The organism is Pseudomonas sp. SJZ131, assembly GCF_007828705.1.
Classification (GTDB): Bacteria; Pseudomonadota; Gammaproteobacteria; order Pseudomonadales; family Pseudomonadaceae; genus Aquipseudomonas; species Aquipseudomonas prosekii.
In genome coordinates, this window is sequence record NZ_VIVC01000002.1 from 780,995 (window position 1) to 805,920 (window position 24,926).

The window sequence follows — 24,926 nt, forward strand, 5'->3', positions numbered from 1 at the left end:
ACGAAAGAGAAGGGGCAAAGGCGTGGGACGGGCGAATCCGGGGCTGTGTCGACAGCATGGTGCAGTACCTCGTTATTGTTCTTATTGGCGAAAACGCATCAAGGCGTTTTTCGGGAGCTACATTTTTGCGGCTGCTTTTTCGCGAGCTACATTCAAACCACGAAGGATGGCTCGCAATCGGAACCGTCCGTCGCCGACTCTAACGGTCGAACCTTTCACTAACCTTTCAGCGAGCTTTCAATGTTTTCGGGCTTCACAGCGGCGCAAGCGGCGGTAAACTCCGCGCCAAAGAATGGCGTCGACCATCCCTGAACGAGGTAAAAAAGCCATGCGTGTCCTGCTCGTCGAAGACCATCTGCAGCTCGCCGAAAGTGTCGCTCAGGCGCTCAAGAGCACCGGTTTGACCGTTGATGTGTTGCACGACGGCGTGGCGGCCGACCTCGCGTTGAGCAGCGAGGAATACGCCGTGGCGATCCTCGACGTCGGCCTGCCGCGCATGGATGGTTTTGAGGTTTTGGCGCGGTTGCGCGCGCGAGGGAAGAATCTGCCGGTGTTGATGCTGACCGCGCGCAGCGACGTCAAGGACCGCGTGCACGGCTTGAACCTCGGCGCCGACGATTACCTGGCCAAGCCGTTCGAACTGACCGAACTCGAAGCCCGGGTCAAAGCCCTGTTGCGCCGCAGCGTGTTGGGCGGCGAGCGTCAACAGACCTGCGGCGTGCTGGCGTATGACCTCGACACGCGGCGTTTCACTCTCGGCGAAGAATTGCTGACCCTCACCTCGCGCGAGCAGGCTGTGCTTGAAGCGCTGATCGCCCGTCCCGGCCGCGTGATGAGCAAGGAACAATTGGCCTCGCAGGTGTTTGGTCTGGACGAGGAGGCAAGTCCCGACGCGATCGAAATCTACGTCCACCGCTTGCGCAAGAAGCTCGATGGCCAACCGGTGGCGATCGTGACTTTCCGTGGTCTCGGTTATTTGCTGGAAAGCCGCGATGCATAAGCCCAGCAGCCTGCGCTGGCGGTTGTTGTGGAACCTCGCGTCGCTGCTGGTGGTGTTGATGTTGGCCAGTGGTTTGAGCGCTTACTGGAATGGTCGCGAAGCTGCCGACACCGCCTATGACCGGACCTTGCTGGCGTCGGCGCGGACTATCGCTGCCGGGGTTTCGCAGCGCGACGGGACGCTCAGCGCCGACGTACCCTACGTTGCCCTCGACACCTTCGCTTACGACAGCGCCGGGCGGATTTTTTACCTGGTGAATGACATCCACCAAAACCTCATCTCGGGCTACGAAAATCTGCCGCCACCGCCGCCCGGCACGCCGCGTACCGACGACTATCCGGCGCTGGCGCGCTTCTACAACGCCAAATATCAGGGGCAGAACGTGCGCGTGGTCAGCCTGCTCAAACCGGTGAGCGAGCCGAACATGAACGGCATGGCGGAAATTCGTGTCGCCGAAACCGACGAAGCGCGGGTCAGCATGGCGCGCAGTCTGGCGGCAGATACCTTGCTGCGCCTCGGCATGTTGGCGGTCGGCGCGTTGCTGCTGGTGTGGTTTGCGGTGAGCGCGGCGTTGCGCCCGCTGGAGCGCTTGCGCACGGCGGTGGAAGAGCGTCAGTCGGATGATTTGCGCCCGTTGCCGCTGGTCGAAGTGCAGCACGAACTGTGGCCGCTGGTGCGCGCGCTCAATCACTTTACCGAACGCCTGCGCGGGCAATTCGAGCGTCAAGCGCAGTTCATCGCCGATGCCGCGCATGAACTGCGCACACCCTTGGCGGCGCTCAAGGCACGCCTGGAATTGGGCTTGCGGGCCACCGATGCGCAAACCTGGCGCAGCACTCTGGAAACGGCGGCGCAAGGCACCGAAAGCCTGACTCATCTGGCCAATCAATTGCTGTCACTGGCGCGCGTCGAAAATGGCGCGCGAGCGATTGCCGAGGGCGGCGCGCAGTTGCTCGACCTCAGCCAACTGGCCCGGGAACTGGGCATGGCCATGGCGCCGCTGGCGCACGCGCGTGGCGTCGCGCTGGCGTTGGAGGCAGACGAGCCGGTGTGGCTGCGCGGCGAACCGACGTTGTTGAATGAACTGCTGAGCAACTTGGTGGACAACGCCTTGGCGCACACGCCGCCGGGCGGCAATGTGATTCTGCGAGTGACGGCGCCAGCGGTGCTGGAGGTCGAGGATGACGGGCCGGGGATTCCGCTGGAGGAACGTGATCGGGTGTTCGAGCGCTTTTATCGGCGCAATCAGCAGATCGCAGGGTCAGGCCTGGGTTTGGCGATTGTCGGCGAAATCTGCCGCGCGCACCTGGCGCAGATCAGTCTGCACGACGGCGACGTGGCGGGGTTGAAGGTTCGGGTGAGTTTTATTCCGGGGGAGTGAAGTCGTTTGTTGTGGCCTCTTCGCGGGCAAGCCTCGCTCCTACAGGGACGGCGTGATTCCCGTAGGAGCGAGGCTAGCCCGCGAAGCTCTTTACAAAAACATCAACCGCGACTCTTCAAGCTCCCGGCACATCGCTTCGTTGTCGGGATTGATCTTCAGTTTCTTGAACGCCGGCACGCTGAACGCATCAATTGCCGCCAACGGATGGTTGGTGCCTTTGTAGCAATACAAACAGGCCACCTGCACCAGATCGATGTAATCGACGCGCTTGGATTCACGGGTGAAATCCAGGTATTGCCCCGGCAACTTCGCGAGCATTTCCGGAAATTCCCAGACGCTCAGTAACTTGTCGCCGACCAATGGATGAATGCGGTCGATAACGTGGTTGAGGCTGATCGGGTCCGACAGCAGTTCATTGTGTTCCTCGGCATACGTCAGAATCGGCAAAACGCCGATCTGATGCACCAACCCGCCGAGCGCTGCCTGATCCGGTTTGAGTTGGGTGTAGCGGCGGCACAGCGCATAGCTGACCCCGGCGATTTCCAGGCTCTTGAGCCATACATCGCGCATTTTCTGCTCCACCACCTCGGAACTGGCGTTGAAAATCTGCTCCATCACCAGACCGATGGCCAGGTTGCTGCTGTAATTCACGCCGAGCCGGGTGATGGCGGTGTGCAGGTCGGTAACTTCCTGAGTCGCCCGCAGCAGCGGGCTGTTGACCACTTTGATCAACCGCGCCGACAGCGCGGTATCGCGACCGATGACTTTGCTCAGGGTGCTGACGCTGATCTCCGGATCTTCAGCAGCCTTGCGAATCTGCATGGCCACTTCCGGTAATGTCGGCAGAACCAGGTCATCGTTGTCGATGGCCGCAACCAAATCCCGTTGGACCTTATCCGCCAGCTCGCTCATTGATGTTCTCTAGGGTCTTGCAAGAAAGTGCTGCTGTCAGCGCTGGATTTCTTTGTCGCGGTCCAGTGTGTAGGGCAGGTCAAGCAGGTGCAAGGCAGGGCCTTCGAGCGCTGCCAGATGGATATCACCCGACTCTGCTGCTTCGGCTTGCAGCACGGCCAGGAGTTCAATGTTTTGTTCGCCGCGAGCAGCGATCACCACTTCACCGATTGAACTGTTATGGGTCGGCGCAAACAGCTGCGTGCCGGGCTCGGGCAATTCGCTGCCCTCCAGCTGCAAGCGGTACAGACGACGCTTGAGTTTGCCGAGGTATTGCATGCGCGCGACGATTTCCTGGCCGGTGTAGCAGCCTTTCTTGAAACTCACGCCGCCGACGGCTTGCAGGTTGAGCATTTGCGGGATGAACAGCTCGCGAGTGCTCGGCATCACTTGGCCAATGCCGGCGCGAATCTGCCCAAGCAGCCACTGATTCAGCTCGCCTTCGGTCAGCAATGCGGAAAGCTTGCCTTTGATGCTCGCCGCTTGATCGGCAGCGACCCACAGCTCGGCGCGCTGCGGCGACACACGAATGGCGATCAGGCCGTCGTTACGCACGACGCTGTCGGTGTCGGCCGGCAACTCAAGACCCAGACTGCTCAACGCAACATCGCCGTGGTCGAGGCCGAAACGCACCCAAGCGGCACTTTCGTCAGTCAGCTTGGACTTGGAGAACACTGCGTATTTTTTCAGGTCCGCCAGTTGCGGCTCCAGCAGCTCGGTGGCCATCGCCAGCAGCACGCCGTCGCTTTCCAGCAGAATGCGGAAACTCGATTGCATCCGGCCCTTCTGGGTGCAACGGGCACCGAGGCTGGATAGGTTGTCGCTGAGGTAATTAATGTTGCAAGTCAGTTGGCCTTGCAGGAATTTGCCAGCATCCGCGCCGCGAACCGCGAGAACGCCTTCATGTGGAAGAGTGCAGAAAAAAGCAGAATCGGCCATGGGTCATCGCAGGGTAAAGAGTCTGGCGGACATCATAAGGGTGTGCCCTGGAAATGGGTAGTTTGCAAAAGCTCGGCGAGCCCCGACCAAAGCCGACTGTTCGCTCAGGCTTTGGCCTGTATACTTGCCGCCTATTTGAGGAGCGCTCCATGGTCGAAGATGTTGAACTGAATCGCCTCTACTGGCACAGCCGCCGCGGCATGCTTGAGCTTGACGTGTTGCTGGTGCCGTTCGTGAAAGAGGTTTACCCGCACCTCAATGATGTCGACCGCGATTGCTACCGCAAGCTGCTCGAATGCGAAGATCAGGACATGTTCGGCTGGTTCATGGAACGCGCCGAATCGGAAGATCCGGAGCTTCAGCGCATGGTTCGGATGATCCTGGACCGTGTCCAGCCCAAGTAATACCTTCGAATGCCGCTGGCGTGCCTCCGGGCAACTGCTGGCGGCGTACGGTTTGGCCCAGCTGTTCGCGCTGGGCTCGTTGTTTCTTCTATCTATTCCCGTGTGGGCGAGTCTGCTCGGCGCATTGCTGTGCGTGGCCCATGCGGTTTGGCAGTTGCCGCGCCAGATTCTGTTGACCCATCCCCAGGCATTCCGTGGCTTGCGCCGCGATGCCGATGGCTGGCAGTTATGGAATCAGGCGCAAGGCTGGCAACCGGTGCAATTGCGGCCGGACAGCCTGGCGTTACCGTTGATCGTGGTGCTGCGCTTTCGTTTGCGCGGCGAGCGGCGGGTCAGGACGATTTGCGTGCCGCGCGACTCGCAGACGGCGGATGTGCACCGACGCCTGCGAGTGCGGCTGACATTCAGTCGACGTAGGTGGGCGGCACCAGAATAGTGTCCAGTGCCTCGGGCAACATGTCCGGGTAATCCAGCGTGTAGTGCAAGCCGCGACTTTCCTTGCGCTCCATCGCCGACTGGATCATCAACTCGGCGACTTGCGCGAGGTTGCGCAACTCGATCAGATCGCGGCTGACTTTATAGTTGCTGTAGAACTCGTCGATCTCATCCAGCAACAACCGCACCCGGTGCTGCGCACGCTGCAGGCGCTTGTTGGTGCGTACGATGCCGACGTAGTCCCACATGAACCGCCGCAGCTCATCCCAGTTGTGCGCGATGATTACGTCTTCATCGGAATCGGTGACCTGGCTCGCATCCCAGACGGGCAGGGCGATCGGGATCGACACTTGTGGCAACTGTCGAAGAATGTCCGCCGCCGCCGAACGCGCGTACACGAAACACTCCAGCAGCGAGTTGCTGGCCATACGGTTGGCGCCGTGCAGGCCGGTGAAACTGGTTTCGCCAATGGCGTACAGGCCCGGCACGTCGGTGCGGCCCTGTTGATCGACCATCACGCCACCACAGGTGTAATGCGCTGCCGGCACCACCGGAATCGGCTGTTTGGTGATGTCGATGGAGAATTCGAGGCAGCGCTCATAAACAGTCGGGAAGTGAGTCTTGATGAAAGCTTCGGGTTTGTGGCTGATGTCCAGATAAACGCAATCGATGCCCAGGCGCTTCATTTCATGGTCGATGGCGCGGGCGACGATGTCGCGCGGGGCCAGTTCGGCGCGCGGGTCGAAGCGCTGCATGAAGCGTTCGCCATTCGGCAGCTTCAAGTGCGCGCCTTCGCCACGCAGCGCCTCGGTGATCAGGAAACTCTTGGCCTGCGGGTGATACAGGCAAGTCGGGTGAAACTGGTTGAATTCCAGATTCGCCACCCGGCAGCCCGAACGCCACGCCATGGCAATGCCGTCGCCGCACGCGCCGTCGGGATTACTGGTGTAGAGGTAGACCTTGGCGGCGCCGCCGGAAGCGAGGATCACGAAACGTGCGCCGTAAGTGTCGACTTCGCCGCTGGCGCGATTGAGCACGTAGGCGCCGAGGCAGCGATCGCCTTCCAGGCCCAGACGTTTTTCGGTGATCAGATCGACGGCGACGCGTTGTTCCAGCAGCTCGATGTTCGGGCGTTGTTTTGCTTGATCGAACAAGGTTCTGAAGATGGCCGCGCCGGTGGCATCGGCGGCGTGGATGATGCGCCGATGACTGTGGCCGCCCTCGCGCGTCAGGTGAAACTCAAATCCGCCGTCTTCAGTGCCAGATTGTTCATCGCGGGTGAACGGCACGCCTTGGTCGATTAGCCACTGGATCGCTTCTTTGCTGTGCTCGACGGTGAAGCGCACGGCGTCTTCATGGCACAAGCCGCCGCCGGCATTCAGCGTGTCTTCGACATGCGATTGCACGGTGTCGGTGTCATCCAGGACCGCAGCAACACCGCCCTGAGCCCAGAAAGTCGAGCCGTTGGCGAGGTCGCCTTTGCTCAGTACGGCGATGCGCAAGTGACCGGGCAAGGTCAGCGCAAGGCTTAAACCGGCAGCGCCGCTGCCAATCACCAGAACATCATGTTGGAACTGTTGGCTCATTTCATGATTCCGCTAAAAGCGACCCGGGTCGGGGTTGGCGCAAGACACTTGACTGGCATGTCAGGCAGCCACACAGCCCACTAGTATATAGAGGGGGCGCGCGGCACAATAGCCGGGCCTACATGGCATTGTGAGACTACCGTGAGGCAAAATAGGCCGGACGCTTCGTCGGATGGTTTATTGGCCGGTTCGGCGACAGGATGACTGTATCGTGGATTTAACAGTCGTTTTCGCTTCACTGTTGCACAATGCCGGGTTAACGCAGCTATAAATGTCGGGAACTTTTGCCAAAGGCCCAAGATCAATAGCTGGTTGCCTGAATCAAGGGACAGTGTCGGCTTCGAAGCGGGACTTGCAGTTTGGTCCTTGCCGGCGAATCCGATGACAAGATTATTCGCGCAGCCGGGTTATCCCGAGCTGCGCTTTTCGTGCGTGCCAAATCAGAGCCCGCAGGAAACTTGCTTGAAGGGGGAGAACTTTTGCGAAAAGCCCGAGTCTATGTTTGCAAGTCTGGTCGTTTAGTTATGCAAGCCTCCTTCGAGCTTATCGAGGAGTGTTCATGCTAACCCAGGAAGAGGATCAGCAGCTGGTTGAGCGCGTCCAACGCGGTGACAAGCGAGCTTTCGATCTGCTAGTGCTGAAATACCAGCACAAAATTCTCGGGTTGATCGTGCGTTTCGTGCACGACACCCATGAAGCCCAGGATGTCGCACAAGAAGCCTTTATCAAGGCTTACCGTGCACTTGGTAACTTTCGCGGAGACAGCGCGTTTTATACGTGGCTTTACCGCATCGCCATTAACACGGCGAAAAACTATCTGGTTTCACGCGGCCGCCGGCCGCCGGATAGCGATGTCAGTTCCGAAGACGCAGAGTTCTACGACGGCGATCATGGCCTCAAGGATCTCGAGTCGCCAGAACGCGCATTGCTGCGGGATGAGATCGAAGGCACTGTCCATCGAACCATCCAGCAACTTCCAGAAGATTTGCGTACGGCTTTAACTTTACGTGAATTCGATGGTCTGAGTTACGAGGACATTGCGGCAGTCATGCAATGTCCGGTGGGTACCGTGCGCTCCCGGATTTTCCGCGCTCGGGAAGCCATTGATAAAGCCCTGCAGCCGTTGTTGCAGGAAAACTGAGACAGCGGCGACAGCCAAGAGAGGAACGCCATGAGTCGTGAAGCCCTGCAGGAATCGCTGTCCGCAGTGATGGATAACGAAGCGGACGAACTGGAATTGCGTCGGGTATTGAATGCCTTTGACGACGTTGAAACCCGTGAAACCTGGGCTCGTTACCAGATCGCTCGGGCAGTCATGCACAAGGATTTGCTGCTTCCACGTCTGGACATCGCTGCGGCAGTCTCTGCTGCGCTGGAAGACGAAACCGTCCCGGCAAAAGCAACTCGCGGTCCATGGCGCAGCCTGGGTCGTCTGGCCGTTGCCGCTTCGGTAACTGTTGCTGTACTGGCAGGTGTTCGTCTGTACAACCAGGACGAAATCGCTGGTGTCGAACTGGCTCAGCAGTCCAATCAGCCTTCTCTGGCCGTTCCACAGGTCAAGGGTCCAGCTGTTCTGGCCGGCTATAGCGAAAGTTCGGAAACCACTGGCCCGATGGCTAATGGTGTGCTGCAAGGTCAGCCAGGCTGGCACGATCAGCGTCTGCCAAGCTACTTGCGTCAGCATGCACAGGAAGCTGCACTGAAAGGTACTGAGAGCGCGCTGCCGTACGCTCGCGCAGCAAGTCTGGAAAACCGTTAAGGAGGATCATGCGCGCCATACCTCTACTTTCGCTTCTGCTCGGTGGCTGGTTCGTTGTTCCAGCCCACGCCGACGAAGCCCAGGACTGGTTGACACGCCTGGGTCAGGCCGAGCAACAGCAAAGCTTTAACGGCACTTTTGTTTACGAGCGTAACGGTAGTTTTTCTACCCACAACATCTGGCATCGCGTCCAGGATGGCAAGGTCCGCGAGCGTTTACTCCAGCTCGACGGCTCGGCACAGGAAGTCGTGCGCATTGATGGACATACTCAATGCGTCAGCGGCACCCTGATCGCGGGGCTGGGGGGATCTGCCAATGCGGCCGCTCGTGCACTCGATCCACAAAAGTTGAAGAATTGGTATGAACTTGCCGTCATTGGCAAGTCGCGTGTGGCTGGACGTGCGGCGGTGATTGTTTCACTGAAACCGCGCGACCAGCATCGTTACGGATTCGAATTACACCTCGATAAAGAAACCGGTCTGCCTCTCAAGTCGTTGCTGTTGAACGACAAGGGGCAATTGCTTGAGCGTTTCCAGTTCACGCAACTGGACACGGCTGATGTTCCTTCTGACAACGACTTGAAACCGGGTCCTGACTGCAAGGCCATCGCAATCAATACGGACAAGGCTTCGGCGCAGAAAACCGCGGAAGTCTGGCGTTCCGATTGGCTGCCAGCGGGTTTCGAGCTCAGCAGCAGCTCCACGCGCAAAGATCCCGAGACCAAAACCCAAGTCAGCAGTCTGATGTACGACGATGGCCTGGCGCGTTTTTCGGTGTTCCTTGAGCCGTTGAACGGCGCAACTGTCACCGATACCCGAACCCAGCTTGGCCCGACCGTGGCAGTGTCCCGGCGTCTGACGACACCGCAGGGCGAGATCATGGTCACCGTAGTGGGCGAGATCCCGATCGGCACCGCCGAACGTATTGCGTTGTCCATGCGCAATAGCGCTTCGACAGCCAAGCAGTGAGCTGAACCTTGATGCTCATCGATCGACCGTTTGAGAGTGCGAGAGGTCAGCAATGACCCTCACATCGTCGAGATGTCGAAATGTTTGGTGAGTATTTCAAGTTGCAAAATCCCCCAAAATTTTCTATAGGTCAGTGCCTCTCGGCCCTGGCCTTGTTTGTTGTTCCCGGAACAAAAATACCGGCGTATCGTTCCCGGTGTTCCTTGCTCCATATCGCTTAACCATGCTCGTCGTAACGGGAGCCGTATGTCGATACCACGCTTGAAAACTTACCTTTCCATTTTTGCCACCGTGCTTGTGCTCGGTCAGGCTGTCCCTGCCCAGGCGGCTGACTTGCCCGACTTCACGCAACTGGTTGAACAGGCTTCGCCGGCAGTGGTGAACATCAGCACCACGCAAAAATTGCCTGATCGCAAAGCCTCCGGCCAGATGCCGGACCTTGAAGGCCTGCCGCCAGCGTTGCGCGAATTCTTCGAACGCGGCATGCCGCAACCGCGCTCGCCGCGGGGCGATCGTCAGCGTGAAGCGCAGTCGCTGGGTTCTGGATTCATTATTTCGCCTGACGGTTACATCCTCACCAACAACCACGTGATCGCCGATGCTGACGAAATTCTCGTACGTCTGGCTGACCGCAGTGAGTTAAAAGCCAAGCTGATCGGCACAGACCCGCGCTCCGACGTCGCGCTGCTGAAAATCGAAGGCAAAGACCTGCCCGTGCTCAAGCTCGGCAAGTCCCAGGACTTGAAGGCCGGCCAGTGGGTTGTCGCCATCGGTTCGCCGTTCGGCTTTGACCACACAGTGACCCAAGGCATCGTCAGCGCTATCGGTCGCAGCCTGCCGAACGAAAACTACGTGCCGTTTATCCAGACCGACGTGCCGATCAACCCGGGCAACTCCGGCGGTCCGCTGTTCAACCTGAACGGCGAAGTGGTCGGCATCAACTCGCAGATCTACACCCGCTCCGGTGGCTTCATGGGCGTGTCGTTCGCGATCCCGATCGATGTCGCGATGGACGTTTCCAATCAACTGAAAAGCGGTGGCAAAGTCAGCCGTGGCTGGTTGGGCGTGGTCATTCAGGAAGTGAACAAGGACTTGGCTGAATCGTTCGGTCTGGAGAAACCGGCCGGCGCGCTGGTTGCACAGATCCAGGACGACGGCCCGGCTGCCAAGGGTGGCCTGCAAGTGGGCGACGTGATCCTGAGCATGAACGGGCAACCGATCATCATGTCCGCAGACTTGCCACACTTGGTCGGCGCGTTGAAGGCTGGCGCAAAAGCCAACCTTGAAGTGATCCGCGAAGGCAAACGCAAGAATGTCGAGCTGACCGTCGGGACTATCCCGGACGAAGGCAAAGAGCTGGATTCCAAGCTCAGCTCCGGCGTTGAAACCAACAGCAATCGCCTCGGTGTTGCCGTTGCCGACCTGACCGCCGAGCAGAAGAAAACCTACGACCTCAAGGGTGGTGTGGTGATCAAGGAAGTTCAGGACGGTCCAGCATCGCTGATCGGCTTGCAGCCTAATGATGTGATCACGCATCTGAACAACCAGGCGATCAGCGACAGCAAGGAATTTGCCGAGATCGCCAAGGCTCTGCCGAAGAACCGCTCGGTGTCGATGCGAGTCCTGCGTCAAAATCGCGCGAGCTTCATCACCTTCAAACTGGCTGAGTAATCTGGTCGTTTGAAAAAGTTGAAAGGGCTGGCTGAATAGCTGGCTGAATAAAAAACCGCCTCGAAAGAGGCGGTTTTTTTGTATCCGGGTTTTATGCGCTTGGCGTGGATTAACCCATCATGTCCTTGATCATCCGCTCCTGATCCATCAACTCGCGTTGCCGCGCGTCGATGCGCGAGGACAGCGGGAAGTTGCCGCCGGCCTTGCGTTTGGCGAAGTCCAATTGCTGGATGGCCTGACGATAATCGCCGACCAGCGCAAAGTATTCGGCGCGAGCCTGATGCAAGCCAATGATGTTGCCCGACAGCCCGCGAGTTTCCGCGACCATGTACCAGACATCCGGATCGTCCGGACGCGACTTGAGCAAATTCTCCAGCGCTTTCTCCGCGTCGACGTTGCGGTTCTGCTTGAGCAGCAAATCAACGCGCACCTGATTCAGCGGATAGTTGCCGGGGAACTGCGTGAGCAACCGATCAACTCGCGACTGCGCATCCGCAAGTCGGTTATTGGTGATGTCGAGATCGACCTGCGCCAGGTTGTAGATAATCTCGTTCGGCGATTTGGCCAGCAATTGCTGGAGATTCTCGCGGGCCTCGTTCAACTGGCCGCCCTTGATCTGAGCGATGGCCAAGCCGTAACGCGCAACGTCATTTTTCGGATTTTCATCGAGCTGGGCACGGAAGCGTTTCGCGCCCAACCCTGGGGTTTCTTCGTAAACCAGCTGCACGCGCGCGCGAATCAGCTGATAACGCATGCTGTCCTCGACGCCGCCGACCTTGGCCTGCTCGGCGCGGTTGCGCGTGTCGGCGATCCGCGATTCGGTGACCGGGTGAGTCAGGAGGAATTCCGGCGGCTTGGCGTCGAAGCGATATTGGCGCATCAGACGTTCAAACATGTTCGGCATCGAGCGCGGGTCGTAACCGGCTTTCACCAGATTGAGAATGCCGATACGGTCGGCTTCCTGTTCGTTCTGCCGCGAGAAGCGCCGTTGTTCCTGAATCGCCGCAGCCTGAGTACCGGCAATGGCCGCGATGCCGGCATCACCGGCGCCGGCAGCGGCAATCACGATCCCGGCGAGCAGCGCAGCCATCATCGGCACTTGCATGCGTTGCGAGGCTTCGACGCCACGGGCGAAGTGGCGTTGCGACAAGTGAGCCAATTCGTGGGCCAGTACCGAGGCGTATTCGCCTTCAGTCTGCGCATTGAGGAACAGCCCGCCGTTGACCCCGATAATCCCGCCCGGCGCGGCGAAAGCGTTGAGCTGCGGACTGTTGATCAGGATGAATTCCAGGCGCCGGTCAGAAACCTGGCTGGTTTCCACCAGTTTGTAGACGCTGGATTCGACGTAATCCTTGAGCTGCGGGTCGTTGAGTTGCGATACCTGGCTGCGCAACATCGCCAGCCACGCGCGGCCCAATTGGTATTCCTGCTGGGGCGAGACGATGGCAGAACTGGCGTCACCGAGTGACGGCAGGTCGTCGGCGAAGCCTGGTGAGGCGAGCAGGCAGGCGAGCGTCAGCAGGGTAGGGCGCAGAAAAGTCATGCACAAAGCCTTAGTCGACAAAGAGCTTACTGTAGCCGGACACCGGGCTTCGGACCAGATATTCTAGGCCGCTCAGCCAACAGACCCGGAGTGATGCAATGAATGAAGCGGTAGACCATGACGTTGAACTGGACGCCAGTGGCCTGAATTGTCCGTTGCCATTGCTCAAAGCCAAACTGGAGCTCAACCGCATGGCCAGCGGCGCGGTGCTCAAGGTGATCGCCACGGACGCCGGCTCGCAGCGCGATTTCCGTACGTTCGCGAAACTGGCCGGGCATGTGCTGCTGCGCGAAGAAGACGAGCAGGGTGTTTACCGCTACTGGCTGAAAAAAGCCTGAAACCGCTGGTTGTGATTAAGGATTATTGATGTTCAAAGTGTTACGCGACTGGATTCAGCGCTACTTCTCCGACGAAGAAGCCGTGGTGCTGGCGGTGTTGCTGATTCTCGGATTTACCGCCGTGCTCACCTTGGGCGGCATGCTCGCGCCGGTGCTGGCGGGGATGGTGCTGGCGTACCTGATGCAGGGGCTGGTGGTGGTTCTCGAACGCTGGCGCGTGCCCGGCGGCGTCGCGGTTGGGCTGGTCTTCGCGTTGTTCATGGGGTTGCTGCTGGTATTCATCATCGTGGTCGTGCCGCTGCTCTGGCATCAACTGATCACGCTGTTCAACGAATTGCCCGGCATGCTCGCCAAGTGGCAATCGCTGCTTTTATTACTGCCCGAGCGCTATCCGCATCTGGTCTCCGACGAGCAAGTCTTGCAGGCGATTGAAGTGGCCCGTGGCGAGATCGGCAAGTTTGGCCAGTGGGCGCTGACGTTCTCGCTGTCGAGCCTGCCGCTGCTGGTCAACATCATGATCTATCTGGTGCTGGTGCCGATTCTGGTGTTCTTTTTCCTCAAGGATCGGGAAATGATCGGGCGCTGGGTTCGCGGCTACTTGCCGCGCGAACGGGCGTTGATCACCCGCGTCGCGCATGAGATGAACCGGCAGATCGCCAATTACATTCGCGGCAAAGTGATCGAGATTTTCATCTGCGGGGGCGTCACCTACATCGGATTTGTGGTGCTGGGGCTCAACTACGCGGCGCTGTTGGCGTTGCTGGTGGGCGTTTCGGTGGTCGTGCCTTACGTCGGCGCGGTGGTGGTGACGGTGCCGGTGCTGTTGATCGCGTTGTTCCAGTGGGGCTGGAGTGATCAGTTCATCTACCTGATGGCGGTCTACGGAATTATCCAGACGCTGGACGGTAACGTGCTGGTGCCGCTGCTGTTCTCCGAGGCGGTCAATCTGCACCCGGTGGCGATCATCTGCGCGGTGCTGCTGTTTGGCGGGTTGTGGGGGTTCTGGGGCGTGTTCTTCGCGATCCCGCTGGCGACGTTGTTCAAGGCTGTGCTGGATGCGTGGCCGCGCAAGGAGGCGGTGGTGGCGCCATTGCTTTAAGCGTTTGTCTTGAGGGTCTCTTCGCGGGCAAGCCTCGCTCCTACAGACTGCGCCGTTCCCGATCTGGCGAACGGCGCAAGTCTGTAGGAGCGAGGCTTGCCCGCGAAGGCGCCGCAACAGGCGCCAATAAAATCAGGCCTTGTTCAGCGCCTCAGCCGCCGCCAACACCGCATCAACATGCCCCGGCACTTTCACGCCGCGCCATTCCTGACGCAGCACACCGTTCTTGTCGATCAGGAAAGTGCTGCGATCAACGCCCATGTATTCCTTGCCATACAGCTTTTTCAACTTGATCACGTCGAACAACTGGCAGAGCGCTTCTTCCTTGTCGCTGATCAGCTCGAAGGTGAATGCCTGCTTGGCTTTGAAGTTCTCGTGGGATTTCAGGCTGTCGCGCGACACGCCGAAGACTTCGGTGTTGGCGGCCTTGAACGCCTCCAACTGATCGCGAAAGCCCTGGCCCTGAGTCGTGCAGCCCGGCGTGCTGTCCTTCGGATAGAAGTAAATCACCACTTGCTTGCCTTTAAGGCTCGCGAGGCTGACGGTCTGCCCGCTGGTGGCGGGTGCTTCGAAGTCGGTAACCGGTTGGTCGATAGCAACGGCCATTAAAGCTTCCTTACATTGGGTTTTGTGGGCGCCAAGGTTCGATCAGGGCGTCCAGGTTCAGCGCGTCGGCGAAATCGAGGAACTGATCGCGCAGCCAGCTGATTTGCACGCCGGCCGGCAACGTTACGGTAAACGTCGCGTTAAGCATGGTGCCGCCGGTTTGCGGCGCCTGATACGTGTCGCACGTCAGGTTTTCCAGCTCGACGTTGTGGTCCATGAAGAACTGACACAACTCGTTGATGATGTCCGAGCGGTAAGCCGAGCTGACATAAGCGACGTAAGGCAGGGCCTGTGGACGATTCTCCAGCGCCGCGCTGCGCACCACGTTGACCGTGAACGCATGCTTTTTGGCGAGGGTCGGCAGGCTGCCTTCGAGGCGGGCCAGGGCGTCCCAACTGCCGGAGATCTCGAGGATCAAGGCACTGCACTCGCCATGACGCGTCAGGCGAGAAGTGACTACGGCGCAGCGGTTTTCATGGCTGGCGCGGCACAGGACGTTAGTCAGCTCCATGGGGTTGGCGCCGAGGGCACTGATGACAAGGAATTGTTCGCGAACTGTGGGGGTGGACATGCAGCATTCCTAAAGCGATGAGCGGTCGATACTTCGACAGGCTTTTGTTACCGGAGGCGATCCTGCGCAGACGAATTCAGAAAACCCGAGCCGAAAGTTGCAACGTGCTCCAGAGCGGCGGGAGCGAGGGCTGGCAACGCTGGATCGGGGCTTGTGATGCCGAAAATGGAGGCTGGAACCCGGCGTACGAGCGTATCCGTATCGATCAAAGTCTGAAGGGTAGCGAAAAGCGGCGCCAAGGGGAATGGCAGCAGCGCAGTACTTCGCTTGTACAAGCATCTTGGCGCCAGTACCATTACGGCTCTCTTTTTCCGGCAGGAGCGGTTGCATGATTGCGGGCAGTATGGTGGCACTGGTCACACCCATGGATGCACAAGGTCGTCTCGATTGGGACAGCCTGAGCAAACTGGTGGACTTTCACCTGCAAAACGGCACCCACGCCATTGTGGCCGTCGGCACTACAGGTGAATCGGCTACGCTAGACGTGAACGAGCACATCGAAGTGATCCGCTACGTGGTCAAGCAGGTTGCAGGGCGCATCCCGGTCATCGCCGGTACCGGTGCGAACTCGACGCGCGAAGCCATCGAGCTGACCACCAATGCCAAGAGCGCCGGCGCCGATGCCTGCCTGCTGGTCACACCTTATTACAACAAGCCGACCCAGGAAGGCTTGTACCAGCACTTCAAGACCATCGCCGAAGCCGTCGATATTCCGCAGATCCTCTATAACGTGCCTGGCCGCACCGCTTGCGACATGCTGGCCGACACCGTTATCCGCCTGTCGACCGTGAAAAACATCATCGGCGTGAAAGAAGCGACCGGCGACCTCGATCGCGCGAAAGCCATCATCGCCGGCGTCAGTGAAGACTTCCTCGTGCTGTCGGGCGACGACGCCACGGCTGTCGAGCTGATCCTGCTGGGCGGCAAAGGCAACATCTCGGTGACCGCCAACGTCGCCCCGCGTGACATGGCCGACCTGTGCAACGCCGCGCTCAAGGGCGATGCCGCAACCGCTCGAGCGATCCACGAGAAGTTGATGCCGCTCAACAAAAACCTGTTTATCGAATCCAACCCTATTCCCGTGAAATGGGCTTTGCATGAAATGGGCTTGATGCCGGACGGTATCCGTCTGCCGCTCACCTGGCTCAGCACTGCCTGTCACGAACCGCTGCGGCAGGCCCTGCGCCAGTCCGGCGTCCTGGTTTAATTGAGGAAGTACAACGCATGAAGCGAATGGCCGGACTTTCCGCACTTGCCTTGATTATCTCCAGCACCAGTGGCTGCGGATGGGTCTGGGGCCCGGAAGGTTACTTCCGTGACCGTGGTAGCGATTACCTGGAAGCGCAACAGACTGCACCGATGCAATTGCCACCGGACGTCAGCACCGCAAAACGTCTGGATCCGCTGTTGCCGATCCCGCGCAACGTGGCTGACGACACTGCGACGGGCGAATACATCGTGCCGCGTCCACAGCCGCTCTCTGCGGCTGCCGACGCCAGCGACTACACCCTGCAAAAAAGCGGCGAATCGAGCTGGGTCATGGGCCAACACCCACCGGCTGAAGCGTGGCCAGTGGCCGTGCAATTCTTCCAGGACAACGGTTTCCGTCTGGACGAACAGCGCCCGCAAACCGGCGAATTCACCACCACCTGGCAGCACTCCGACGAACTGTCCGCAGCGATGGCCAAACGCCTGAGCTCCGCCGGCGTCAGTGCCGACAGCGAAACCCGCGTGCGGGTCCGCATCGAGCCAGGCGTGCAGCGCAACACCAGTGAAATCTACGTAGTCAGCGCCCAGCGCCCGGCTGGCAGCACTGCCGACGTCGACTTTACCAACCGCTCGGTCAACACCGCCCTCGACGCCGCACTGGTCGACGACATGCTCGCAAGCATGAGCCGTACCTCCGAGAAGGGCGGTTCGGTGTCGATGCTGGCCTCGCGTGATTTCGAAACGCCAAATCGCGTCAGCCTCAGCGAAGACGGCAGCGGCAACCCGATCCTCAACGTCGGTCCGGACCTGGATCGCGCGTGGTCGAGCGTCGGTCGTGCGCTGGAGCAGGGCGAATGGCGCGTTGAAGACATCAACCGCAGCTTGGGTCTGTACTACATCAACCTCTCGGAAAAAGCCGAGAAGAAAGACGACAAGCCTGGTTTCCTCAGCGGCCTGTTCGGCAGCGAGCCGACCAAGGAAGAAGTTGAAGCCCGTGCCGAGCGCTATCAGGTTCGCCTGAGCAAGGTTGGCGAAAACGTCCAGGTCACCGTCGAGAAAAACATCAACACCGTGGCGCCTGCCGATGTGGCGCGCAAAGTGTTGAGCGTGATTCAAGACAACTTGGGCTGACCACATGCGTTTTGCCGTTCTCGGCAGCGGTAGCCAAGGGAACGGCACGCTGATAGCCAGCGCTGACACGTATGTGCTGGTGGATTGTGGTTTCTCCCTGCGGGAAACCGAAAAACGCCTGCTGCGCCTGGGTGTGAACCCGGCGCAGTTGAGCGCGATACTCGTAACCCACGAACATGCCGACCACGTGCATGGCGTGGGTTTACTGTCTCGGCGTTACAATCTGCCGGTCTACCTCAGTCGCGGCACCCTGCGCGGGATGCGCAAACCGATTGAACCCGCAGGCTTTCTGGCTGGCGGCGAGCAACTGCAAGTCGGCGACCTGAATATCGAAGTCATTGCCGTGGCCCACGATGCCCAGGAACCGACGCAATACGTGTTCAACGACGGTGAGCGGCGCTTCGGCCTGCTGACTGACCTGGGTTCGTATTGCAACAAAGTGCTGGACGGCTATCGGGACCTCGACGCGTTGATGATCGAGTCCAACCATTGCCGTGACATGCTGGCTCGCGGTCATTACCCCTACTTTCTGAAGCAGCGGGTGGGCGGTGAATATGGGCATTTGAACAACCATCAGGCGGCATTCCTGGTGGCCGAGTTGGGCTGGCAAGGCCTGCAACATCTGGTCCTGGCCCATCTGAGCAGCAAGAACAACCTGCCGCAGCTGGCCCGGCAATGTTTTGTCGACACCCTCGGGTGCGACCCGGACTGGCTGCAATTGGCCGATCAAGATTCAGGGCTCGACTGGCGACACATCGCCTAGCCCACCTACTTAGCAAGCGGAGCCCATCATGGAAAAACGTGAAGAACTCTACCGCGGCAAAGCCAAATCGGTGTTCAAGACCGACGACGCTGACCGCTTGATCCTGCTGTTTCGCAACGACACCTCGGCGTTCGACGGCAAGCGCATCGAACAGCTCGACCGCAAAGGCATGGTGAACAACAAGTTCAACGCCTTCATCATGCAGAAACTCGAAGCGGCCGGCGTACCGACCCAATTCGACAAGCTGCTGGGCGACAACGAATGCCTGGTGAAAAAACTCGACATGATCCCGGTCGAGTGCGTCGTGCGTAACTACGCCGCCGGCAGCCTGGTCAAGCGTCTGGGCGTCGAAGAAGGCATGAAGCTCAACCCTTACACCTTCGAACTGTTCCTGAAGGACGACGCCAAGGGCGACCCGTTCATCAACGAATCCCACGTCGTGGCATTCGGCTGGGGCACCGCCGACCAACTGGTTCGCATGAAAGAACTGTCGCTCAAGGTCAACGAAGTCCTGAGCAAGCTGTTCGACGACGCCGGCCTGCTGCTGGTCGACTTCAAACTCGAATTCGGCGTGTTCTCCGACGGCTCCATCGTCCTGGGCGACGAATTCAGCCCGGACGGCTGCCGTCTGTGGGACAAGGCTACCGGCAAGAAAATGGACAAGGACCGCTTCCGCCAGGGCCTCGGTGACGTCATCGAAGCCTACGAAGAAGTCGCCAATCGTCTGGGCGTACCGCTTTAATCGACGCAAGCATCTGATAGCACGGAAAAATTTCGCTTAGGGGCTTCGCATCCGGCGAAAGTGTTGTTATGATGCGCGCCGTTGGAGAGATGCCAGAGTGGCCGAATGGGACGGATTCGAAATCCGTTGTACCTTCACCGGTACCTAGGGTTCGAATCCCTATCTCTCCGCCATATTGAAAAAAGCCTTATAAATCAATGGTTTACAAGGTTGTAAAAACGGCGATTTGTAGCAGTGTTTTGTAGCAAAATTTGTAGCGAATTTTGTTTATGAGCCAAGCCTACAAGTCGCCGTTTTTTTATGCCTGACGTTTGACCTTTCTGGTGCTCGTTCTGAGCTTCTTTGGTCTTTGTGCCTGTTACACGACCTGCTGATGTTCTCGTGCCTCTGGTAAGCCTGTGGCTGCTCTCGTGCTTGGGTTTGGATCGCGGTCGCCAAGCTGGAGAAGGCCCTAAAATCGTGGATTGAAATATCATGGCTATATGATTGTGTTTTGCCATCAATGCGGATATCTTCGATGTACATACACACATATATATACATACACGGAGTCTAATATGGCCGGGAAAATGTGCCCTAGCTGTGGCGAGCAAACGTTTTTCGAAACATCAACAGGGCGGAAATGCTCGAAATGCGATCATACGATGACACTACCTGCAAACGGCGGGAAAGGAGGTCAGGGTAAAAAATGCTCAAATTGCGGTGAGCAAAAAGTCTTTAGTAATGCCTGCCGTGGATGTGGTGCAAAATATTCTTGATGTAATCGGGGTAAGAGATGAATGACAGGGATGGCGGTAAAGAATCTGGTTATTACTATGATCTTGGCAAAGCTTGGAACGAGGTAAAAGACGATTTTTCGCATGGAAGCAAAACAGACAAGGTAGCTTCCACTGCAAAGCTCTTTGGTAAGGCCTTGTCAAATGTAGGTGTTCATCTCATGAAAAACGCTCCTGCCTACATTGAAAAAGCTAAAACCAATCTTGAGGAAACTCAAATTCGTAGGGAAGGCTTAAACTCAAGTTATGAGAAAAAGAAAAGCTCCGAACTTTTCCAAATTTTCAAGGATGATGGAGTCTTGGGAGCAAGTGAAGAAGAGCGACAAGTTGCATTGAAAATTCTAAAACAGCGGAAAGAAATGCAAAGCTCAAACAACGAATAAAATACGAAAACGTTAAATTTTAACGGGATCGCACACAAGGTGTGAGGCTGCTCAAGCAGGGGGCACGCCTCACGTAGCCTACCTGACCATCTTAACTACTAAGAAAGATGGTCAGTCAAAAGATGGTCAGTCAATTGTCCCCACAAAGCGGCCAAGGGTATACGTGTTAAGTCTGACTACCATGTCCCCGTTGTTTTAGAATTGAGGCCGCAGCCATTTTCTGTGCATTCCCTCCATCCCGGACGAGCTTTTTCAAACGGTCATCGCTGTAATCCTGATATTCGTCTTTCAGCGAGTTCGCCTTTTGTCCTGTTTCCTTAACCTCGGACACGATAGCTTTGCCAATTTCTCCAACAACGTTCCAAAATCCCATATGTCACCTTATTAGCAGAGCATTATTGCGAGTTTTACGGCATTTTTGACAGCAATTCGATGCTCCATAGCTCGTTTCGCTTGTCCATCCGTTCTACATTTTGATGGCATAATGATGCTAATGGAAATGTAAAGTCTGTCAAGGGATTGCACATCGGCTGAAAGTGTAGAGGTTGACTGGTTAGCTTGTGGGTGATTCTCCTGCTTGAATTTGGATCTAGGTCGCAAAAGGTGCAGGGACTTGTACCTGTGGCTTTGGGGGCCGGATAGGGAAATAGCCAACGGTGACTATGAGCACCGTTTTCCGGTGCGGTTGGTTCAAGGCCTTGTGCCATCAAAGGATCGCCAATTTGTTCTGCGTCGAGTAAGCTGCTTCGACGTGATTCTGGCAAGAAGGAAGGGATACCATATGTGGTTACGCGAGCTTATGAACAAAATTAATGAGGCTTCCCCGAAGTCTATAAAAGACATTAATGACCTTTATGATTACAAAGATGAGCATCCGCAAGGAAAGAAAGACTCTATATTCGTCGCGTGCGGGCAGTGTAATGAGTATAACGAGCTTCAATATATATACGATGAGAAATTAGAGCCTCATATTTCAAAGGGTATAATTAAGAAGGATGAAGCTATCAAGGCATTATCCGAGTGTTGTGCTGAATTAAAGAATCCGCGAAACAGAGAGGACTTTTATAGAAAATTGTCGCAAAAGCTTTTGGTGATGATTAAATAAAACATCGCAAGATAAATAGCGGTGATTAGCTAAGTTTTTCACTGTAAGTAGCGGGTAAAATTTAGATGACTTAAACTGGATGCTGGGTGCCATATGATGAGGCTTTGGCCGGTGCTATTTATGATTTGTGTTATCCAAAAAACTAGGCTAGCACCAAAAAAAGGAAGAGGTAGCGGTGTTTGAATTTATTGGGGTGTGTGTCGTAGCTTACGTAGTCTGGCGTATAGCGAAAAGGCTAATATTTGGCGGAATAAGCAAAACCCTATCTAGAGCAGCAATTTTTGCAGTTGGGTACAACGTTCCAGATAGTTTCGCTGTAAATATAATAAAAAATCCAAGTGTGATGCGTGAAGCACTAAAAGTTTTAAAAGAAAATAAGCCGGCGGTTTCCACTCTGGACGTATATGAACAATACGGACTTGCAATTGTTATGCTCTATGAAGGGGCAAAAACAGAAGCTGGAGGGGACTATTATGAGGGAGATGATGACTCTAAAAGTTTTTCGGATACAAAAGCGTTAGCCATTGAGCTTGGCGTTCCAAGCAGCTCATTCGATAATATTTTCATTAATAATATTGAAGTGCTTAAAGAGTTTGCCTACGAAATTGATAAGCCGGGTGAACCTCATCACAATGCATCTTTTGAAACTCGTATGGCGGTGGCGGTTAGCATACTTTATAAGTCAAGTCTTAAAAGCGTGTAGTTTTTTGCTCATGATTGCTTTGTAGTATTTGACGTTAAGCATAGAGATTTACATGTATACATTATATTCACTTGCTGTCTTTGTGGGGCTTCTTGTCCTAAGTATGACTCTTGCAGGTATTAGCCACCACATAAAAGCCATACATCCTTTATGGTATATTGTGTATTTGCTAAATAAATTGTCGGCAATAGCGGTGCCAATTTGTATCGTTATAGACCTACTAGGTCTAATCTTCTGAGGCAATCATGACGTACAGCACAAGCGATTTAGATAGAATTCAAAAAGCCACTGGTATAAGAATAAACCAAGAGCAAATAAGCACAATCAATAGCCTGCAAAGTCCCGAACAAGCAGAACAGTTTTTTGAGGATGTCCAAAAAGTTGTCCACATTTTTGAGGATTCCTTAACCCTTGGAGGCAATATAAGGGGCGAATATGCAGAAGAGTGGGAGTTCGTTTGTAAAAGAATAGGCATATGGTTTTCTTACCTTTCGCTATTGACGCCTAAAAGACGAGGCTGGTTCGGTAAAAAAGAAATTCCATTCCCTGCCAAAATGATGCTTTCAGGAGTTTTATCGCCGGATGCCCCAATTATGAAGTCTGGAGCCCTCGATATCTAAAATAAAAGCCCCATGAAGGGGCTTTTACTTTGGTTTCATTAACTCAAAATTTTTCATCTCTTCAATTTTGCTTTTTTTATATGCTTTCGCATCTTCATCAATTTTTCGTTTGGCATCGCTCCAGTGTGCTTTGTAGGTGTCTCTATATCTCTCTCCTATAATCAACACAATTTCATTTAGGTTCTGCTGTTTTACTTTGTTTCCGGGTTTTCCAAACTCTTTTACTAAAACATCATTAGAAATTGATTTGCAGCCTGAAAACTCTGCTATCAGTTTCATGGCGAGGCATGATGTCAATCTTAAATCGGGGTACTCCTCCATCTCTACCAATTTTATAAATGTAACCAGAAAATTTTGACGCTCTCGTCTTTTGAAGCCACCAACTAATCCGCCGATCTTTCCTGCATATTCCGCCTTGTTCATAATAGAACTCCTATGTTGTTACAATACATTTACCATAGGTTTTTGATAAGTCAATGCTTCAAGGTTATATCTCCGAACCTATAACATTGCTTCGGGGATATAAGATGTAGGAAATTGGATATTCTCATTATTTTCAAATTTGAACTTGACCAATACCCCGAGTTTTTTTGTGAAATTAATTTGAGAGCGATTTTTGAATTTTTGCAGTAACGTTTTTTCTCTGCTTTGTGGCAAATATCAACTAAGTGATTTTTTTAGAGTTGAACGCTATTTAACGATTAAGGTTGGACCTTATGTTTATTTTTATTTTGCTATTGACAAGATGTTTTGCCGTGTGTAAGCCATAACCCCAGGTCTGAAAATTGCGATATATCAAAAATGTGGTATAAAGTTGTAAAATTATTTGAGCGTATTTTTTAAAGAAATTGTATTTTCAAAAAGGCTCGTTTTTTCTTACTGGTCTTCGACGCTTTTGGGATATATCGGTTCATTCGCTTAGTGGATATCATTCACCGAATTTGATGAATGATAAAAGTGTGAAATTTTCATCAGGAAAGAAGTTGATATGTATTACATATAATACATATAGGTTGGGGGATATATCTCCGAAGCATAGTAAGCTGTGGGGTAGAGCTGGGCACGCAATTATGTGTTTTAAGTGGGGCGTTTAACTTTGCGGTGTCTTCGTATCAATCGAGTAAATTCAAGCCGCTTTCGACTATTTCCGTGCGTTCTATGGCTATCGGCATATAGGTCTTAGGTGTAGGTATGTGGTTCGGATGGAAGGGGGGATGGGGTGGAAAGAAGAAACACCCTCACCGGGTGCTATTATCTGATATAGGCTTTTTACACTAATTATAATGCTATGTAGATTTCTTCCAGTTGTAGACGGTTTTCTTGGTCACTTGCAATTTGTTAATGATTTGTTGAACCGATGCCCCTGATTGAAGCATGGCAATACCTTGTTCTCTTTTGGTTTTCCCGTTTGCTTTACCACCTTTTTTACCTCTTATTGCCTGTATTCTGCTTGTGTGAGTTCGGGCTACATAATCGTCAAAGGTTCCACGATTAAAGTTTCTATGCGTCCACTTCGCTACGCTCTTGGCGGTATGTTTAACCTCGGACATGTCCAGCGGTGTAGTAAAGTTGATGTTGTAGCCTGTGGCACGGTGTAGGCAAGCGTTTAGCCATTGATTGTAGTCGGGCCAGCCTTGGCGAATGGCTTTGTATGCCCACGCCCTCAACTCATCGAAAAGCATACAGTTACGGCCCAACCCGTATTCCTCGACGGCGTTCTGTTTGGCTTTTTCTGGCGTTAAATCAACGTAATCAGCTAAGTCGTCCAAGGTGTATGGATCGGCCTGCCATTCGTGGACGATCCAGTGAGAATTGATCGGGTTCTTGCAGATCAACCCGGAATAGCCTCTGTCTGCTCCCAGCAGACTACGCAAACCCGCCTCGATGGCCGCAGCGTAGCGTAAAGGGGCTGTTTTGCCGTCAATAGCAGTTCGGACAGGGGTTTGTAGCAAGTAGAGTAAATGAGCGTGCCCATTGGCCGGATTTCGAGCGATTAGGTTCGGAGGTGGTGCCCCTACGGTATCCCAGTGCATACCAGCATCGGTACGGTCTAAGTCGAACACCATCCAATATCTATGGGTAGGGCCATTCGGCTGAATAAGCCTTGCAAGTTTCGCTTTTTCTTTTTTGTTGATTTTTAAACCGTTGGTTAAATCATCGGTGTGATAAGGTCTCTTTGGTAAGTAGTCCTCAAATAGCTTTACGCATCCCATATATTCCTCTTCTAATTAGTTATTTAGAAA

The 24,926-nt window shown here is 55.3% G+C and carries 27 protein-coding genes and 1 tRNA gene; 19 read left to right on the top strand and 9 right to left on the bottom strand.

Going from position 1 to position 24,926, the window contains the following annotated elements; genetic code table 11:
* The first annotated feature begins 328 nt into the window (after window positions 1-328).
* Window positions 329-1,000: a response regulator gene (locus FBY12_RS10550; protein WP_121730960.1), complete on the top strand. Its 672-nt coding sequence runs from the start codon at window positions 329-331 to the stop codon at window positions 998-1,000.
* Window positions 993-2,381 (top strand): sensor histidine kinase, encoded by a 1,389-nt coding sequence (locus FBY12_RS10555; protein WP_145252832.1) that lies wholly within the window; start codon window positions 993-995, stop codon window positions 2,379-2,381. The genes FBY12_RS10550 and FBY12_RS10555 overlap by 8 nt, the downstream gene beginning before the upstream one ends.
* Before the next feature lie 90 nt (window positions 2,382-2,471).
* Here FBY12_RS10555 and FBY12_RS10560 read toward each other — a convergent pair whose 3' ends face one another.
* Window positions 2,472-3,293, bottom strand: a complete 822-nt coding sequence (locus FBY12_RS10560; protein ID WP_121730959.1) for an HDOD domain-containing protein — start codon at window positions 3,291-3,293, stop codon at window positions 2,472-2,474.
* A gap of 36 nt (window positions 3,294-3,329) precedes the next feature.
* Window positions 3,330-4,271, bottom strand: a complete 942-nt coding sequence (locus tag FBY12_RS10565; RefSeq protein WP_145252833.1) for a folate-binding protein YgfZ — start codon at window positions 4,269-4,271, stop codon at window positions 3,330-3,332.
* A 149-nt stretch (window positions 4,272-4,420) separates the two neighbouring features.
* Here FBY12_RS10565 and FBY12_RS10570 point away from each other — a divergent pair, with 149 nt between their 5' ends.
* Both FBY12_RS10570 and FBY12_RS10575 read left to right on the top strand, forming a co-directional pair.
* The gene (locus FBY12_RS10570; RefSeq protein WP_007944081.1) at window positions 4,421-4,675 is read left to right on the top strand and encodes a succinate dehydrogenase assembly factor 2; all 255 of its coding nucleotides are present in this window, start codon (window positions 4,421-4,423) and stop codon (window positions 4,673-4,675) included.
* Entirely contained in the window at window positions 4,659-5,111 is a 453-nt protein-coding gene (locus tag FBY12_RS10575) for a protein YgfX (protein WP_145252834.1), read from the top strand. The genes FBY12_RS10570 and FBY12_RS10575 overlap by 17 nt, the downstream gene beginning before the upstream one ends.
* Here the strand turns inward: FBY12_RS10575 and nadB are convergent.
* Window positions 5,080-6,696 carry an L-aspartate oxidase gene (nadB, locus tag FBY12_RS10580; protein ID WP_145252835.1) on the bottom strand — a complete coding sequence of 539 codons (1,617 nt, stop codon included), beginning with the start codon at window positions 6,694-6,696 and terminating at the stop codon, window positions 5,080-5,082. The two genes, FBY12_RS10575 and nadB, sit on opposite strands and share 32 nt — an antisense overlap.
* Window positions 6,697-7,255: 559 nt before the next feature.
* Between nadB and rpoE the strand changes: the two genes are divergently transcribed.
* From rpoE to FBY12_RS10600, 4 genes are all read left to right on the top strand, one after another.
* Window positions 7,256-7,837, top strand: a complete 582-nt coding sequence (rpoE, locus tag FBY12_RS10585; protein WP_007944079.1) for an RNA polymerase sigma factor RpoE — start codon at window positions 7,256-7,258, stop codon at window positions 7,835-7,837.
* A 30-nt stretch (window positions 7,838-7,867) separates the two neighbouring features.
* Window positions 7,868-8,455, top strand: coding sequence for a sigma-E factor negative regulatory protein (locus FBY12_RS10590; RefSeq protein WP_101208464.1), 588 nt, complete (start codon window positions 7,868-7,870; stop codon window positions 8,453-8,455).
* A gap of 8 nt (window positions 8,456-8,463) precedes the next feature.
* Window positions 8,464-9,423, top strand: coding sequence for a MucB/RseB C-terminal domain-containing protein (locus FBY12_RS10595; protein WP_145252836.1), 960 nt, complete (start codon window positions 8,464-8,466; stop codon window positions 9,421-9,423).
* 246 nt (window positions 9,424-9,669) lie between these two features.
* Entirely contained in the window at window positions 9,670-11,094 is a 1,425-nt protein-coding gene (locus FBY12_RS10600) for a DegQ family serine endoprotease (protein ID WP_109502708.1), read from the top strand.
* A gap of 109 nt (window positions 11,095-11,203) precedes the next feature.
* Here FBY12_RS10600 and FBY12_RS10605 read toward each other — a convergent pair whose 3' ends face one another.
* Entirely contained in the window at window positions 11,204-12,637 is a 1,434-nt protein-coding gene (locus FBY12_RS10605; protein WP_092271847.1) for a M48 family metalloprotease, read from the bottom strand.
* A gap of 98 nt (window positions 12,638-12,735) precedes the next feature.
* Between FBY12_RS10605 and FBY12_RS10610 the strand changes: the two genes are divergently transcribed.
* Together FBY12_RS10610 and FBY12_RS10615 are read left to right on the top strand one after the other, a co-directional pair.
* Window positions 12,736-12,975 (top strand): sulfurtransferase TusA family protein, encoded by a 240-nt coding sequence (locus FBY12_RS10610; protein ID WP_145252837.1) that lies wholly within the window; start codon window positions 12,736-12,738, stop codon window positions 12,973-12,975.
* 28 nt (window positions 12,976-13,003) lie between these two features.
* Window positions 13,004-14,074 carry an AI-2E family transporter gene (locus FBY12_RS10615; protein ID WP_121730953.1) on the top strand — a complete coding sequence of 357 codons (1,071 nt, stop codon included), beginning with the start codon at window positions 13,004-13,006 and terminating at the stop codon, window positions 14,072-14,074.
* A 132-nt stretch (window positions 14,075-14,206) separates the two neighbouring features.
* Here FBY12_RS10615 and FBY12_RS10620 read toward each other — a convergent pair whose 3' ends face one another.
* Window positions 14,207-14,680, bottom strand: coding sequence for a peroxiredoxin (locus tag FBY12_RS10620; RefSeq protein ID WP_109502706.1), 474 nt, complete (start codon window positions 14,678-14,680; stop codon window positions 14,207-14,209).
* Between the two features lie 10 nt (window positions 14,681-14,690).
* A complete protein-coding gene (locus tag FBY12_RS10625; protein ID WP_017336973.1) occupies window positions 14,691-15,251 on the bottom strand; it encodes a glycine cleavage system protein R in 561 nt (186 codons plus the stop codon).
* A 328-nt stretch (window positions 15,252-15,579) separates the two neighbouring features.
* On the opposite strand from FBY12_RS10625, the gene dapA reads away from it, so the two are divergent.
* From dapA to FBY12_RS10660, 6 genes are all read left to right on the top strand, one after another.
* Complete coding sequence (gene dapA, locus FBY12_RS10635) at window positions 15,580-16,458, top strand: 4-hydroxy-tetrahydrodipicolinate synthase (RefSeq protein ID WP_121730952.1); 879 nt, start codon at window positions 15,580-15,582, stop codon at window positions 16,456-16,458.
* A gap of 17 nt (window positions 16,459-16,475) precedes the next feature.
* The gene (bamC, locus tag FBY12_RS10640) at window positions 16,476-17,591 is read left to right on the top strand and encodes an outer membrane protein assembly factor BamC (protein WP_121730951.1); all 1,116 of its coding nucleotides are present in this window, start codon (window positions 16,476-16,478) and stop codon (window positions 17,589-17,591) included.
* A 4-nt stretch (window positions 17,592-17,595) separates the two neighbouring features.
* The gene (locus tag FBY12_RS10645) at window positions 17,596-18,354 is read left to right on the top strand and encodes an MBL fold metallo-hydrolase (protein WP_121730950.1); all 759 of its coding nucleotides are present in this window, start codon (window positions 17,596-17,598) and stop codon (window positions 18,352-18,354) included.
* A 28-nt stretch (window positions 18,355-18,382) separates the two neighbouring features.
* The gene (gene purC / locus FBY12_RS10650) at window positions 18,383-19,096 is read left to right on the top strand and encodes a phosphoribosylaminoimidazolesuccinocarboxamide synthase (protein WP_145252839.1); all 714 of its coding nucleotides are present in this window, start codon (window positions 18,383-18,385) and stop codon (window positions 19,094-19,096) included.
* An 83-nt stretch (window positions 19,097-19,179) separates the two neighbouring features.
* Window positions 19,180-19,269 (top strand) — tRNA-Ser (locus tag FBY12_RS10655).
* A 602-nt stretch (window positions 19,270-19,871) separates the two neighbouring features.
* Entirely contained in the window at window positions 19,872-20,255 is a 384-nt protein-coding gene (locus FBY12_RS10660; protein WP_145252840.1) for a hypothetical protein, read from the top strand.
* A gap of 166 nt (window positions 20,256-20,421) precedes the next feature.
* Here FBY12_RS10660 and FBY12_RS10665 read toward each other — a convergent pair whose 3' ends face one another.
* Window positions 20,422-20,628 (bottom strand): hypothetical protein, encoded by a 207-nt coding sequence (locus FBY12_RS10665; protein ID WP_108181948.1) that lies wholly within the window; start codon window positions 20,626-20,628, stop codon window positions 20,422-20,424.
* A 240-nt stretch (window positions 20,629-20,868) separates the two neighbouring features.
* Here FBY12_RS10665 and FBY12_RS10670 point away from each other — a divergent pair, with 240 nt between their 5' ends.
* The 3 genes from FBY12_RS10670 to FBY12_RS10680 all read left to right on the top strand — a co-directional run bounded on the left by FBY12_RS10670 (window position 20,869) and on the right by FBY12_RS10680 (window position 22,683).
* On the top strand, window positions 20,869-21,360 hold the full coding sequence (locus FBY12_RS10670) for a hypothetical protein (RefSeq protein WP_256663295.1): 492 nt from the start codon (window positions 20,869-20,871) through the stop codon (window positions 21,358-21,360).
* Window positions 21,361-21,535: 175 nt separating this feature from the next.
* Window positions 21,536-22,063, top strand: coding sequence for a hypothetical protein (locus tag FBY12_RS10675; RefSeq protein WP_145252841.1), 528 nt, complete (start codon window positions 21,536-21,538; stop codon window positions 22,061-22,063).
* 245 nt (window positions 22,064-22,308) lie between these two features.
* Window positions 22,309-22,683: a hypothetical protein gene (locus tag FBY12_RS10680; RefSeq protein ID WP_145252842.1), complete on the top strand. Its 375-nt coding sequence runs from the start codon at window positions 22,309-22,311 to the stop codon at window positions 22,681-22,683.
* Between the two features lie 24 nt (window positions 22,684-22,707).
* On the opposite strand, the gene FBY12_RS10685 is transcribed toward FBY12_RS10680, so the two are convergent.
* Both FBY12_RS10685 and FBY12_RS10690 read right to left on the bottom strand, forming a co-directional pair.
* On the bottom strand, window positions 22,708-23,106 hold the full coding sequence (locus FBY12_RS10685; RefSeq protein ID WP_108181952.1) for a hypothetical protein: 399 nt from the start codon (window positions 23,104-23,106) through the stop codon (window positions 22,708-22,710).
* Between the two features lie 863 nt (window positions 23,107-23,969).
* The gene (locus FBY12_RS10690; RefSeq protein WP_108181953.1) at window positions 23,970-24,896 is read right to left on the bottom strand and encodes a replication initiation protein; all 927 of its coding nucleotides are present in this window, start codon (window positions 24,894-24,896) and stop codon (window positions 23,970-23,972) included.
* Between the last annotated feature and the right edge of the window lie 30 nt (window positions 24,897-24,926).

Bases quoted from the DNA above. Each gene is read 5' to 3' on its own strand.
- FBY12_RS10555 (WP_145252832.1), top strand. From the start codon at position 993: ATGCATAAGCCCAGCAGCCTGCGCTGGCGGTTGTTGTGGAACCTCGCG.
- FBY12_RS10560 (WP_121730959.1), bottom strand. From the start codon at position 3,293: ATGAGCGAGCTGGCGGATAAGGTCCAACGGGATTTGGTTGCGGCCATC.
- FBY12_RS10690 (WP_108181953.1), bottom strand. From the start codon at position 24,896: ATGGGATGCGTAAAGCTATTTGAGGACTACTTACCAAAGAGACCTTAT.
- FBY12_RS10590 (WP_101208464.1), top strand. From the start codon at position 7,868: ATGAGTCGTGAAGCCCTGCAGGAATCGCTGTCCGCAGTGATGGATAAC.
- bamC (WP_121730951.1), top strand. From the start codon at position 16,476: ATGAAGCGAATGGCCGGACTTTCCGCACTTGCCTTGATTATCTCCAGC.
- FBY12_RS10550 (WP_121730960.1), top strand. From the start codon at position 329: ATGCGTGTCCTGCTCGTCGAAGACCATCTGCAGCTCGCCGAAAGTGTC.
- nadB (WP_145252835.1), bottom strand. From the start codon at position 6,696: ATGAGCCAACAGTTCCAACATGATGTTCTGGTGATTGGCAGCGGCGCT.
- FBY12_RS10605 (WP_092271847.1), bottom strand. From the start codon at position 12,637: ATGACTTTTCTGCGCCCTACCCTGCTGACGCTCGCCTGCCTGCTCGCC.
- FBY12_RS10595 (WP_145252836.1), top strand. From the start codon at position 8,464: ATGCGCGCCATACCTCTACTTTCGCTTCTGCTCGGTGGCTGGTTCGTT.
- dapA (WP_121730952.1), top strand. From the start codon at position 15,580: ATGATTGCGGGCAGTATGGTGGCACTGGTCACACCCATGGATGCACAA.
- FBY12_RS10680 (WP_145252842.1), top strand. From the start codon at position 22,309: ATGACGTACAGCACAAGCGATTTAGATAGAATTCAAAAAGCCACTGGT.
- FBY12_RS10600 (WP_109502708.1), top strand. From the start codon at position 9,670: ATGTCGATACCACGCTTGAAAACTTACCTTTCCATTTTTGCCACCGTG.
- FBY12_RS10615 (WP_121730953.1), top strand. From the start codon at position 13,004: ATGTTCAAAGTGTTACGCGACTGGATTCAGCGCTACTTCTCCGACGAA.
- FBY12_RS10620 (WP_109502706.1), bottom strand. From the start codon at position 14,680: ATGGCCGTTGCTATCGACCAACCGGTTACCGACTTCGAAGCACCCGCC.
- FBY12_RS10685 (WP_108181952.1), bottom strand. From the start codon at position 23,106: ATGAACAAGGCGGAATATGCAGGAAAGATCGGCGGATTAGTTGGTGGC.
- purC (WP_145252839.1), top strand. From the start codon at position 18,383: ATGGAAAAACGTGAAGAACTCTACCGCGGCAAAGCCAAATCGGTGTTC.
- FBY12_RS10565 (WP_145252833.1), bottom strand. From the start codon at position 4,271: ATGGCCGATTCTGCTTTTTTCTGCACTCTTCCACATGAAGGCGTTCTC.
- FBY12_RS10610 (WP_145252837.1), top strand. From the start codon at position 12,736: ATGAATGAAGCGGTAGACCATGACGTTGAACTGGACGCCAGTGGCCTG.
- FBY12_RS10660 (WP_145252840.1), top strand. From the start codon at position 19,872: ATGAATGACAGGGATGGCGGTAAAGAATCTGGTTATTACTATGATCTT.
- FBY12_RS10665 (WP_108181948.1), bottom strand. From the start codon at position 20,628: ATGGGATTTTGGAACGTTGTTGGAGAAATTGGCAAAGCTATCGTGTCC.
- FBY12_RS10570 (WP_007944081.1), top strand. From the start codon at position 4,421: ATGGTCGAAGATGTTGAACTGAATCGCCTCTACTGGCACAGCCGCCGC.
- FBY12_RS10645 (WP_121730950.1), top strand. From the start codon at position 17,596: ATGCGTTTTGCCGTTCTCGGCAGCGGTAGCCAAGGGAACGGCACGCTG.
- FBY12_RS10625 (WP_017336973.1), bottom strand. From the start codon at position 15,251: ATGTCCACCCCCACAGTTCGCGAACAATTCCTTGTCATCAGTGCCCTC.
- rpoE (WP_007944079.1), top strand. From the start codon at position 7,256: ATGCTAACCCAGGAAGAGGATCAGCAGCTGGTTGAGCGCGTCCAACGC.